This is a genomic window from Streptococcus nakanonensis, from assembly GCF_059738785.1.
The window spans coordinates 38,036-50,812 of sequence record NZ_AP027139.1 but is presented as its reverse complement, the minus strand read 5'-3'; the positions used below and the strand labels follow the sequence as shown (position 1 = coordinate 50,812).

General features: G+C 41.6%; 12 protein-coding genes. 1 reads left to right on the top strand and 11 read right to left on the bottom strand.

Annotated elements, in window-relative coordinates; all coding sequences use genetic code 11:
• Positions 1-20 precede the first annotated feature (20 nt).
• From AC6I9F_RS00270 to AC6I9F_RS00230, 9 genes are all read right to left on the bottom strand, one after another.
• Positions 21-752, bottom strand: a complete 732-nt coding sequence (locus tag AC6I9F_RS00270) for a response regulator transcription factor (RefSeq protein ID WP_049512835.1) — start codon at positions 750-752, stop codon at positions 21-23.
• Positions 749-1,564 carry a GHKL domain-containing protein gene (locus tag AC6I9F_RS00265; protein WP_262082017.1) on the bottom strand — a complete coding sequence of 272 codons (816 nt, stop codon included), beginning with the start codon at positions 1,562-1,564 and terminating at the stop codon, positions 749-751. The genes AC6I9F_RS00270 and AC6I9F_RS00265 overlap by 4 nt, the downstream gene beginning before the upstream one ends.
• A 564-nt stretch (positions 1,565-2,128) precedes the next feature.
• On the bottom strand, positions 2,129-2,275 hold the full coding sequence (locus AC6I9F_RS00260) for a smi_0057.1 family bacteriocin-like peptide (protein ID WP_000425304.1): 147 nt from the start codon (positions 2,273-2,275) through the stop codon (positions 2,129-2,131).
• A gap of 152 nt (positions 2,276-2,427) precedes the next feature.
• Positions 2,428-3,621 (bottom strand): N-acetylmuramoyl-L-alanine amidase family protein, encoded by a 1,194-nt coding sequence (locus AC6I9F_RS00255; RefSeq protein ID WP_164226453.1) that lies wholly within the window; start codon positions 3,619-3,621, stop codon positions 2,428-2,430.
• Positions 3,622-3,733: 112 nt separating this feature from the next.
• Positions 3,734-4,633, bottom strand: a complete 900-nt coding sequence (locus AC6I9F_RS00250; protein WP_164226458.1) for a C40 family peptidase — start codon at positions 4,631-4,633, stop codon at positions 3,734-3,736.
• Positions 4,634-4,804: 171 nt separating this feature from the next.
• Positions 4,805-5,038 carry an acyl carrier protein gene (locus tag AC6I9F_RS00245; RefSeq protein WP_000136445.1) on the bottom strand — a complete coding sequence of 78 codons (234 nt, stop codon included), beginning with the start codon at positions 5,036-5,038 and terminating at the stop codon, positions 4,805-4,807.
• A 5-nt stretch (positions 5,039-5,043) separates the two neighbouring features.
• A complete protein-coding gene (gene plsX / locus AC6I9F_RS00240) occupies positions 5,044-6,036 on the bottom strand; it encodes a phosphate acyltransferase PlsX (protein WP_020900475.1) in 993 nt (330 codons plus the stop codon).
• Complete coding sequence (recO, locus tag AC6I9F_RS00235; RefSeq protein WP_498022096.1) at positions 6,033-6,803, bottom strand: DNA repair protein RecO; 771 nt, start codon at positions 6,801-6,803, stop codon at positions 6,033-6,035. The genes plsX and recO overlap by 4 nt, the downstream gene beginning before the upstream one ends.
• Positions 6,800-7,969: a pyridoxal phosphate-dependent aminotransferase gene (locus AC6I9F_RS00230; protein WP_498022094.1), complete on the bottom strand. Its 1,170-nt coding sequence runs from the start codon at positions 7,967-7,969 to the stop codon at positions 6,800-6,802. The genes recO and AC6I9F_RS00230 overlap by 4 nt, the downstream gene beginning before the upstream one ends.
• A 380-nt stretch (positions 7,970-8,349) precedes the next feature.
• Here AC6I9F_RS00230 and AC6I9F_RS00225 point away from each other — a divergent pair, with 380 nt between their 5' ends.
• Positions 8,350-9,360, top strand: a complete 1,011-nt coding sequence (locus AC6I9F_RS00225) for a YeiH family protein (RefSeq protein WP_498022093.1) — start codon at positions 8,350-8,352, stop codon at positions 9,358-9,360.
• A gap of 219 nt (positions 9,361-9,579) precedes the next feature.
• On the opposite strand, the gene AC6I9F_RS00220 is transcribed toward AC6I9F_RS00225, so the two are convergent.
• Together AC6I9F_RS00220 and polA are read right to left on the bottom strand one after the other, a co-directional pair.
• Positions 9,580-10,017: a CoA-binding protein gene (locus AC6I9F_RS00220; RefSeq protein WP_164227044.1), complete on the bottom strand. Its 438-nt coding sequence runs from the start codon at positions 10,015-10,017 to the stop codon at positions 9,580-9,582.
• A gap of 84 nt (positions 10,018-10,101) precedes the next feature.
• Positions 10,102-12,735, bottom strand: a complete 2,634-nt coding sequence (gene polA, locus AC6I9F_RS00215; protein ID WP_164227045.1) for a DNA polymerase I — start codon at positions 12,733-12,735, stop codon at positions 10,102-10,104.
• Positions 12,736-12,777: the final 42 nt, after the last annotated feature.

Sequence of the window (12,777 nt, the reverse complement as noted above, 5' to 3'; positions counted from 1 at the left end):
TCATTCAAATCTAACAGATATTAGACATTAAGATGTTTTTTAAGGGTTCTTCTGGCTGTTCGTGATACGGGGAAGTGCAAGCCTTCTAACAAGGTCACTTCTGTCGCAGTCATCTCTTCAATGGCCTGTAAACTGACTAAAGTATTGCGATTGGCATAGACAAAGTAATCTTTTTCAGCCTTGGCAGCGATATCCTTGAGACTGCCATAAATGGTCTTGATAGAATGATTAGCATAATAGACCTTGATACGATGGGATTCCACTGAGGTTTCAAAGGCTAAAATTTCATGGTAGGGCAGAGTAAAGCCCCGTCTTCCCTCAAAACTATAGGTGAAGAGACGCATATTTTCTCTCTTGTCCACTGCCAGTACATAGTCCAGACAGCGCTCCATCTGATGACGGTAATCTTCCTCTGGCTGATCCTTAGAAATAAAATCCAAGGCAGACAAGTGGTAGCGAAAAGCTAGAGGCAAGGCCTCCGAGTGTGTGGACACAAAGACAATACTTGTAAAGGGATCCCGCTCCCGAACCTGTTGAGCAACCTGAAAGCCCCGTTCACGCTCTCCATCAATCTCTAAATCCAATAAATAGAGCTGGTAATGGTCAAAATACTGAGAATACTTTTCAACATCTCCATAGTTTTTGGCAATATCAATTTCCAATCTCAAATTGCGAGAGCGACCGATATCTAGTAAAGTCTGCTCTATCCGTCCTTGCTGGACTCTATCGTCTTCCAAAACTAAAATTCTCATTCCTCTCCCCCTCGTTTCTCATCCTTAAACGGCAATTCTAAATCTTGTCTAAAAGTCGTCTCTCCTAGCTGGGTATCTAAGTTTAAATCATAATGAAAAACCATATCCTCCAAGGTCGCTAAGCCCAGTCCACTGTGGTTACCCTTGGTCGAATAACCCTTTTGACTGAGAATGCTGGGATTCAGTTCTTCTTTCTTACGAGTGTTTTCAATGATAAAACGAACACTCCTATCACCTGCCAACAAAGCAACCCCAATCTGCGGATTTTCCGCCTCACTGGCTGCCTCCAAGGCATTTGTCGTGAGGATAGAGAGGATACGGATAGCCTCCAACATCGGCAATGCCAGCTCTTCGACAACCCCCACCGTCTCCAAACTAAAATGAATTCCCTGATTATCTGCCACAATCATAGCTTTTGCCAAAGTATTACGAATGGCTATATCATGGATATTATGAAGATTAAAGGCCGTGTAATCTGCCTTTTTCAGCTTTTCATTGGTCTTCAGAAAGACATCTTGATAAATGGTAGACACCTCAGCCATATCTTGATTCGCTATGGCAGGCTCCATGCTAGCGACAATCCCTGCAAAATCATGACGGAAACCTCGAACCTCATCATAGAGATGACCCAACTTATCCACCATCCCTTGCAAGGAACGATTTTCTTCTTCCTGTCTCTGAATGGTCTGCTCATCACGATAAACCTGCTCTAAGTGTCTGATATAAAAGAGCCAGGAGAAAAAGAGAATGAAAATCAGGAGAGAAATGGTTGTGTCAAAACGAACGTAAAAAGAACTATTTATATTGGTCATAAACGAAGAGAATATTCTAAATACAGTCAGAGGTAGGATAATGAAAAAACTCTTATGATAGTCGGTTTTGAAAGCATCTGAAAAAAATAAATCCAAATCCAAAGACCAACGCTTCATAATTTTACAACATAGAAAGATTGATAATAAATCAAATATAGATATATATAAAGTAGAAAACGAATCTACGAAACAACAATGCTCACCAGATAATACACGAATCCAAATTGTCAAAAATAAATAACGAATACTTTGAAAGAAGAGAAAAAGATACAGAGAAAGAAAAAGAGATTCCCCTTTTCCCTTGTGCAATACTAATAAAAAAATACAGTAAAAGTAGATAAGAACTCCTATATGAAATAATTCTCCAAATGTTTGACGAGCAGATAAACTAATTAAAAATATAAGTATCCAATAACGTTTTTTATAAAATTCTGGGGAAATTTGAGCGCCCAAATAAATAGTAGGAACTATGGTTGAAACGACTACCAACAGTAGATATATCACAGAAAATAAGAATTCTAAAATAAGCATAAATAAATCTAATCTCTAACTAATACTGTGAATTTAAGCAACGTGTCTACCCGTACCAAATAATTTATTGCACCATTTTACAGTATCTTCAAAAATCCCTCCACCATTCACTTCCTCCAAAACCTCTGGGGTTAACTCTTCAAATTGTTCCAATTCTACAAATGTGTTTTTCATTTCCATGACAGACTCCTTTTCATTATTTTATAGATAACTCTATCCCCTGCTCCATCTACAAAAGGCTTTAGTTTCCTTTTAAAATACAAGAAATCTAAAGCCTCCTGAAAATGGTATATTGGTTAGAGCGTTAACGATTAGTTGTGAAGATGTTATTTTTATTTAACCACAACCACTTTATAATATTCGTTTGAGTGTGGAGATTCAATCTTAATTTTTTCACCGTATAAACCATCGATTTCTTTATCCAGATAATCTGAAACTCCTGATGGCAAGCGTTTCATCTTAAGAATTTCACCAGATTGATCCGCATAGGCTAGAATGTGATGGTGAGTAGTGGTTGCTCCATCATCAATCAATACAAAGTAACCTGTTTTGAGCTTACCTTGCTCATTTTCTAAATAGTATAGTTTATTGTTATTGATTGTAAAGTGGGTAGCCCCAAGACGAAGTCGTGCACCTGGGTCTTCTAGATAAAGATCATTACCAACTTTTTTGATTTCTGATCTAGTTGTCATCTCTGGAAGTGGTAATACTCTACGACCATCTGCTCCAAAGTAATATCGACCTGGTAGATTTTGGAAATTATGAATAACAGCTTTAGGATCAATTTCTTGTCCTTCTTCTTTATTATCCACTAGAGCTAAGGTTGTATTTGAAACCACATCCCCATATTTATTAGAAAACTTCTTAAACTCAGGTTTTATATACCAGGCATTCTTTTCAACAACGACCCCATTTTTTCTATAAATAAGATGATAATCATACCCATCAGACAAAGTAACAATATTTGTGATAATTGTATCATCCGCTTGAGATTGTTCAACCTGACTAGGGAGTTTGGTCAACATATAACCATCCTTACCAATAACATAACTTTCCCCATCACTGGCTGGGACAGCTCTATCTGCGACCATAGCACCTGATTTTTCAAAGTAAGACCATTGACCATTTGCAGTTGCCCATCCTGTTGCCATAGCGCCACTATCTTTGAGGTAATACCATGTAGACCCTTCTTTGTACCAACCTGTACGCATGGCGCCACTATCTGCTAGTGAATACCAGGTATTGCCTTCCTTGTACCAGCCAGTACGCATAGCACCACTATCTGCTAGAGAATACCAAGTATTGCCGTCTTTGAGCCAGCCTGTCTGCATTTTACCAGTGCTGTCGAAGTGATACCATGAGCCAGCATTTTGTACCCATTTATCCTTAGCTAGACTGCCATCTTGTGAAAGATTCCAGTCAGCACCATTTTTAACCCAAGTATCTGCAGCCTGTGCTTGGTTGATAGACAAAAGCAGACCAGCACCTACAAGCAGACCAAGAGTGAGTAGTTTAGATTTTTTCATAGCCATTTCCTCCTTTATTGAATAGCTATAGGAGGGTTTCCCCTCTTTATTTAGCTATATTCTAATACTTTTCATAATCAAAGTCAATAATATTGTGAAAGATTAGACAATATTACCAATATCTACGAATTGTATTTTGATCCATTCCATATTGATTCATATAAGAAACATATTGACCTGGACGTGGAGCATGAACTACATTTCCACCACCAACATAAATACCCACATGTTGATTTGAACCTTGGTCGCCATTGTACAATATTAAATCTCCAGGAAGTTGTGAGCCACTATATATAAATTTCCCTCCTTCAGCTTGTTCTCCAGTTGTTCTACCAATATAAATATCGAACTTAGCATGAATAGCCATCGTAAATCCTGAGCAATCTACACCCTTATCCAAGTCTGCCCCACCCCAAACATATGGGATTTTACCTACAAAGGTTTCTGCACACTCAGCGATTGCCTGCCCCTGATTTTCTACGCAAACACCGTTAGGTCTGAAGAAATAAGGTTTCCCATTAACTCTATTGTAATCAGTTAGTATGGAACCATCATTTGAAAGATAGTACCAATTACCATCTGGGTTAATCCACTCATTTGATTTCATCCAACCTTGATCATCAAAATAATACCATTTCTTATCTAACAATTCCCAATGTTTAGCATACCCACCTGAAGTATATTTAAACCACCAGCGACCATCTGTTTGCATCCAAGTTCCTTTCGGATCTCTATTTTGATTAAATGCTATTTTTTCTTGATTACTTTCTTCTTGAGTTAATTCTCTAGGAGAAAATCCTACCAACTTAACTTGTTCTGCATCTTCCACCTTAATTTTACCTTCTTTAACAAGTTGATCAATTGCTTCTTTCTCGCTTGTATACTGTGAAATTGTTTGTGATGTAGTCACTTTAGTGGTAGACGTTGTAGTTTCTGCATTAACTACATAAGTAGTTGATAACAAAGCTCCTGAAGTAAGTAATAAAGCTGCATAAGTAATATATTTTTTCATGACAAAAATCCTTTCTTTTTTCTCCTTTTTGGAGATTGATTTTTTCTGACTCTATTATATCCCTTATTTCTCCTCAGATTTCTACTGTCCCTAGAAAGACTAAATCTGTTCCTAAACGGTCATTTAAAGCAAATAAAAAATTCCAAAGCAAATGCCTTGGAACTCCTATTGCTATTTTGCTTGAATAATCTTAACCACATCTCCTACACTTTGGAGTTGATCAATTTCCTCGTCACTGATTTCGATATTAAATTCATCTTCCAGTGTCAAGATAAACTCCATCAAGTCGACTGAGTCAGCATCCAAATCGTCTTTCAGACTCAAGGATTCTGTCACAACAAAGTCTTCTCCCTGTCGCTCTTGGATAATAGTCACAATACGGTCAAAAATTTCTTTTTCTGTCATCTCTTTTATTCTCCTGAAAATTCACGCGCAGTCTGGGCAACTACGTCTGTTTCTAGCATGGTACGAATCTGGCGGATTGTACTATAAACAGCCTTGGCATCGCTTGAACCATGAGTCTTGACAACCGGTGCCTTGACACCAAACAAGACCGCTCCACCAACATCTGAATAGTTGAGCTGTTTTTTCAAACCTCTGAGGCTATCCTTGAGAAGGAGGGCGCCTAATTTCGCTCGAAGACCACCACCTGTAATAGCTGTCTTGAGCAAACCCATAATTCCCATGGCTGTCCCTTCAATGGATTTGAGCACAGCGTTTCCCGTGAAACCATCTGCCACAACAACATCCGCAACGCCATTCATCAAATCACGCGCTTCCACATTTCCGATAAAGTTTAAACTTTCATCAGCTGCTAGTAATTCATAAGTCTCCTTACGAAGTGGGTCACCCTTACTACTTTCTGTTCCATTGTTAAGCAAGCCAACACGTGGTTGCGCAATACCGCGGACATTTTTAGCATAAAAGGAACCTAGAACCGCGTATTGATGGAGGTGCTGGGCTGTATTTTCCGCATTGGCACCGAGGTCCAGCATATCAAACCCCTTCCCATCTACAGTCGGCAAGGTTGACATAAGCCCAGGACGGTCGATATTCTTGATACGACCCACGATGAAGAATCCAGCAGCCAACAAAGCACCTGTATTCCCAGCCGAGAGGACAGCGTCTGCTTCACCCTCTTTGACAGCCTTGGCCGCCAAGACCATACTGGCATTTTTCTTCTTCCGAATAGCTCTCGTAGGTTCATCGTCTGAATCAATCTTTTCATCCGTATGGATAATGCTGACGCGCTCTGTCGCTGTCAGATATTGCTTGATTTTGCTTTCATCTCCGTAGAGTTGAACCTCAATATCTGAAAAGTCAGCCAGGGCTTGATTGACACCCTCAACGATGGCCTGAGGTGCATAATCGCCCCCCATAGCATCTACTGCGATTTTTTTCATTTGTTTTCCTCTTTTAGTAATTGACCCCAGTCTGCTAGGGAATCAATAAATTTCTTTGATTTTAGGTGAATCCCAACGTACTCTTCGTAGAGTTGATCCATAAATTGGCGTAACTCTTGCTTGATTTCAGGCTTGAGCGAAATGGTCTCCAAGGTCTCAAAATCAATGGCTTGAAATTGATTGAGCAGATAAGGGATATTGGGATTGAGATGGCAACGTCTCTCATCCTCATGATAATGCTCTGGACAGAGGCAGGCTCCATATTTGAAAGAAAAGTCAAAAGCCTGACCTACCCGATGGCAAAAGACACACTCATTAAAATTGAGGCTAATACCAAATCGGGTCAAGATTTGAATTTCAAAAATATTAGTCAAAACTTGATAATCCAAGCCAGCTTCCATCAATTCCAAAGTCTTTTGCAAAAAAGCAAACAAGAAAGCATCCTGCTGATTGTCCTGCAAACTAGCATCTGCAAGAGCTGCCACATAGATCGCATAAGCCATGACAAAGAGGTCACTATTAATCTTGGGAAAAGTCATGACCTCATGATAGTCCTCGATGTAGCTGAGGCCATCATCATTGATTCGCAAGAGAAATCGTGCCAACACCAAGGGCTGAATAACCGGAGCTAGTTTGGACTGGCCAGCGTGTTTGACGAAAAACATGCGCTTGCCCGCCTGCTCGGTAAAAATTTTGACCAGCTTGTCATCCTCACGAAAGTTACGATTGTAGAGCACCAAGCCCTGACTCGTGATAGACTGAATCATGCTTCTCTTATGTACTCCTCCAGTCGTTTCATGGCTTCTTTGATCGTATCCATGCTGGCTGCATAAGACAGACGCACATAGCCTTCTCCGTAACGCCCAAAGGCAGCTCCAGGGATAAAGGCAACGGCCTTCTTCTGAGCAAAATCCTTCAAAAAGGCAAAGGAATCTTGATTGTAGCCCGCTGGAATCTTAGCAAAGATATAGAAGGCTCCGTCTGGTTTGATAATCTCAAATCCAAGAGCAGTCATTTTCTCAATAATATAATCACGACGCTGGATGTATTCCTTCTTCATAGGCTCCGCATCGTTTTTACCAGCCGTCAAGGCTTCTACTGCAGCATGTTGAGCCATGGTATTTGCAGCAGTCACCAAGTACTGGTGACTCTTGATCAACTGAGCTGTAAAGGCCGCAGAAGCGAAAATCAGACCCAAACGCCAACCTGTCATAGCATGTGATTTAGACAAGCCATTAATAATAATAGCCTGATCTCTCAACATGGTTCCCAGAGACACATGGGCTTCGCCTGTGTAGGTCAATTCTGAGTAAACCTCATCACAGACAACGAAAATTTCGTACTTGCGTAAAACGCCTGCCAAGGCTTCCAACTGCTCCCGACTATAGGTAATTCCTGTAGGATTGGCTGGATAGTTGAGAATAACCGCTTTGAGCTTGTCACCCTGCTCCAAAATAGCCTTTTCCAACATCTCAGGAGTCAAGACAAAACCATTTTCAGTTGTGTCAATCTCGACAACCTCTGCCCCAACTAGATTGACAATCGGTTCATAGCCTGGATAGGCAGGAGCTGGCAAGAGCACCTTGTCTCCCTCTTCCAAAATAGCTGTCAAAGTCGCAGATAAAGCCTCTGTCGCCCCAATTGTAACTAAGATTTCATTTTCAGGAGCATAGTCCAGTTGGTACTTTTCCTTAACAAAATCACTGGCCGCCTGACGTAGAGTCAGCAGACCACTCATCCCTGTATAGTAGGATTGGTTCTGATCAATCGCTCGCTTGGCCGCCTCCTTGACATGGTCTGGCGTTGTAAAATCAGGTTCCCCCAAGGTCAAACGCAAGACCCCAGGAATCTCCGAAATAGCCTGATCAAACTGACGAATCAACGAAACTTGAATCTTATCTAACTGTTTATTAAAGCGCTTAGTTAAGTCCATAGATACCTCCTACTGTAAAAACGTATCTCTATTATACTACAAAAGACCCCCGACCGCAAAAATACATTATAGAATAACGCTAGCATAACAAATTGAAGTATTTAAAATGAATTTATTGCAACTCCACTAACGGACTTAGTTTGGATTAAATAAGCGCGACAAAAATATAACCTGAGTTTAGTTTTAATGTAACTGGACAAAAAGAAATACCAGAGGTGGAGCTCTGGTATTTTTGTTTTTGCCAAGACTTCGTTACAGTTCTTGTAAGATTATTATCACATGATTAGCGCTACTTGTCAAATAATTGTTAGCTCCACTTTCTATTTTACTTTTCCTATTTTTAGGTCTATAATGATAACAGATTCTATTTGGAGGTTTTTATGTCATTTCTATCAAAAAATGGAGCAGGCATCTTGGCCTGCCTTCTCATTTCAATCGTATCTTGGTACTTGGGCGGATTCTTCCCTGTGATTGGCGCGCCCGTTTTTGCCATTTTCATAGGCATGCTCCTACATCCCTTTCTCTCGCCCTACAAACAACTGGATGCGGGATTGACCTTTAGTTCTAAAAAATTGCTCCAGTATGCCGTTATCTTGCTTGGTTTTGGTCTCAATATCTCGCAAGTCTTCGCAGTCGGACAATCTTCACTCCCTGTCATCCTGTCCACCATTTCAATAGCCTTGATTGTTGCCTTCCTCTTCCAGCGCTTCTTTGCACTGGATACAAAACTGGCTACCTTGGTTGGAGTAGGTTCTTCAATCTGTGGTGGTTCTGCCATTGCTGCGACAGCGCCCGTTATTGATGCTAAGGAAAAGGAAGTAGCCCAATCCATTTCCGTTATCTTTTTCTTCAATGTCTTGGCTGCGCTCATCTTTCCAACCCTCGGCACCTGGCTTCATCTATCCAATGAAGGCTTCGCCCTCTTTGCAGGGACTGCGGTCAACGACACTTCCTCTGTAACGGCTGCCGCCAGCGCTTGGGACAGTCTTTACCAAAGCAATACCCTCGAGTCTGCAACCATTGTTAAACTCACACGTACTTTGGCCATTATCCCTATCACGCTCTTTCTATCCTACTGGCAAAGTCGCCAACAAGAAAACAAGCAAAGCCTACAACTGAAAAAAGTCTTCCCACTTTTTATCCTTTACTTTATCCTTGCCTCTCTCCTCACTACACTACTCACCTCTCTAGGTGTATCCAGTAGTTTCTTTACCCCTCTCAAAGAACTCTCTAAATTCCTTATTGTCATGGCCATGAGTGCTATCGGGCTCAAAACCAATCTGGTAGCTATGGTCAAATCCAGCGGAAAATCCATTGTTCTCGGAGCCATCTGCTGGATTGCCATCATCCTCACTAGTCTTGGTATGCAGACCCTTATCGGCATTTTCTAATACTCTTCGAAAATCTCTTCAAACCACGTCAACGTCGCCTTGCCGTATATATGTGACTGACTTCGTCAGTCTTATCTACAACCTCAAAACTGTGTTTTGAGCTGACTTCTTCAGTTCTATCTGCAACCTCAAAACTGTGTTTTGAGTAACCTGCGGCTAGTTTCCTCTTTGATTTTCATTGAGTATAACACAAAAGGTAGCCCACCAGCTACCTTTTTCTTATGCTTCCTCAATCAAGCGTGTATGTTCTCTCTTGATGCAACGATTCATTACGATGTCATCACATCCACCAGCACGCAAGATTTCTTCCGCTTCTAGACTTTCAAGTCCTAGCTGCGCCCAAAAAATCTTGGCATCAGCTTTGAGAAAATCACGCGCTACATCTGGCAAAAACTCACTGCGCCGGTAAACATTGACAATATCTACAGGAAAAGGAATCTCTGCTAGGCTAGCATAAGCCTTTTCACCCAAGATTTCGCCACCTGCCGCCTTGGGATTGACTGGGATGATTTTATAACCCCGAGCCTGCATTTCCTTGGTCACTCGATTGCTGGTTGTTTCCTCACGATCTGATAACCCCACTACAGCAAGGGTTTTACTCGTTGCGAGATACTGACGAAGCACGCCATCACTTGGATTGATAAATTCTTGACTCATAGAAATCCTCCTTTTTCATCAGTATAGCACAATTTGAAAAGGCTTGCAGAATTCTACTACAAAAAAGGAGGACTAGCCCCCTTTTTATTTAGCCTCGTACCAGGTTGCCCCTTCATTCTCATCTGCGATGAGGGGAACACTGAGTTGAATGGCTTCTTCCATGGTTTGTTTGACCAATTTTTTCATCTCTGTCAATTCAGATTTAGGAACTTCAAGGACGATTTCATCGTGCACTTGCAGAAGCATCTTAGTCTGATAACCACCTGCAACCAAGGCTTTATCCAGCTGAATCATGGCAATCTTGAGAATATCTGCTGCCGAACCCTGGATAGGTGAGTTGATAGCTGTCCGCTCTGCAAAACCACGAATATTGAAGTTGCGCGAATTGATATCTGGCAACTCACGACGACGCTTGAAGAGTGTCTCCACATAGCCCTTATCACGCGCCTCACGCACCACTTCATCCATGTAGTTTTTAATACCCGGGAAGCGTTCAAAGTAGGTATCAATGTAGGCTTTAGCCTCCTTACGGCTGATGCCCAGATTATTAGACAAACCAAAGTCTGAAATCCCGTAAACCACTCCAAAGTTGACCGCCTTGGCATTTCGACGGTCGTTTGCAGTCACATCCTCAGGACGTTCAATGCCAAAGACCCGCATGGCTGTCGAAGTATGAATGTCAGCACCCTCTTGGAAGGCCCTAATCAAGTGCTCATCCTTAGAAATATGCGCCAAAACGCGCAATTCAATCTGTGAGTAGTCCGAACTAAGCAGCACACTATCCTCCCACTCAGGCACAAAAGCCTTACGAATGAGACGGCCCTGCTCCAAACGCACAGGAATGTTTTGCAAGTTTGGATCCACACTAGACAGACGCCCAGTCTGGGTCAAATCCTGAACATAGCGCGTATGAATCTTGCCATCAGCTAAAATCCAGTCCTGCAAGCCAATTACATAAGTGGATTGAATCTTGGTAATCTGACGGTAATCGAGAATTTTCTTAACAATCGGAGCAATAGGAGCCAAGCGTTCCAAGACATCCACGGCTGTCGAATAACCTGTCTTGGTTTTCTTAGTGTATTCCAGAGGAAGACCCAATTTTTCAAAGAGAAGCACTCCCAACTGCTTAGGCGAGTTGATATTAAACTCCTCACCAGCCAGTTCGTAAATCTCCTGAGTCAATTTTTCAATGACAAGCTCATTTTCAGCCTGCATCTCAAGCAAGGTCTCTTTCTTGACCGTAATCCCAGCAATTTCCATCTTAGCAAGGACAAAAGCCAGAGGTTGCTCCATCTCATAAAGAAGCTCTAATTGCCCATTTTCGCTGAGTTTTTCCAGCAAAATAGGCTCTGTTTCAACCAAAACAGCAAGCTTACGAGCCAAATGCTCCAAGAATTTCTCGCGTTCAGGAATGGCCTTTTTAACACCCTTACCATAGAAAGTCTCATCATCAACCAAATAAGTCTGACCATAAAGACTAGCAATAGTCGCAATTTCATTGTCCTCCACAGTCGAAAGGAGGTATTTAGCCAATCGGCTATCAAAAGCAGGTTCCTGCAAATCCACACCCAAACGATGCAAGAGAACTTTAGCCTTCTTAAAGTCATAAACTCTCAGAGGTGTTTTTTCTAAGAAATCCTTGAAAATCGGCTCTTGCAACAGCTCAAGCTTGTCTGTAGCATATAGCTTTTCACCACAAGACCAGGCAAATCCAACCAAATCGTCCGTATGGTAATTCTCACCAAAGAGTTCAAAGTGGAAGATAGACTCTTCACTCAGCATATCTTGGCTAATTTGGTCAACGATAGTAAAGTCCAAACTCTCAGCGACATCAGCTGACGACACATTTAAAGCCTGTTTGAGCTGTTTGAAGCCCATCTCATCGTAGAATTTCCCAAGATTTTCCACATCTGGACCACTATAGACCAAATCATTCAAACCAATCTCAATCGGTGCCTTGGTATCAATGGTCGCCAGTGTTTTAGACAAAAAAGCCTGTTCCTTATCATTGATAAGATTTTCCTTCATCTTAGAAGTCTTCATTCCATCAATATTTTCATAAATTCCCTCAAGCGAACCATGCTCCAGTAAGAGCTTGATACCCGTTTTTTCACCGATTTTGGTCACCCCAGGGATATTATCCGACTTATCACCCATGAGCGCCTTGAGATCGATAAACTGCGTCGGTGTAATGCCCATCTTTTCCATAAGATATTCTGGCGTAAAGGCCTCAAACTCAGCCACACCTTTCTTGGAAATCTCAACCACCGTATGCTCATCCGTCAGCTGAATCAAATCCTTGTCCCCACTGACAATGGTAATATCAAAACCATCCTGCTCTGCTAGCTTATCCAGCGTCCCAATGATGTCATCTGCCTCATATTGAGCCAACTCATAGTGACGAATCCCCATATGATCCAGCAACTCACGAATGAAAGGAAATTGCTCACGAAACTCATCAGGAGTCTTAGCCCGGCCACCCTTATAGTCCGCATACATCTCTGTACGGAAGGTCGTCTTTCCCGCATCAAAAGCCACCAAAATATGACTTGGCTCAACCCGCTCCAATAAATGACTCAACATCAACTGAAAGCCATAAATCGCATTGGTATGCAAACCAGCCGCATTCTTAAAACGGTCCAACTGCTGATAGAGCGCAAAAAACGCCCGAAAAGCAACAGAAGACCCATCAATCAATAATAATTTTTTCTTATCCATACACCCATTATAAAGGAAAGCACCAAAAAATACCATTGGAAA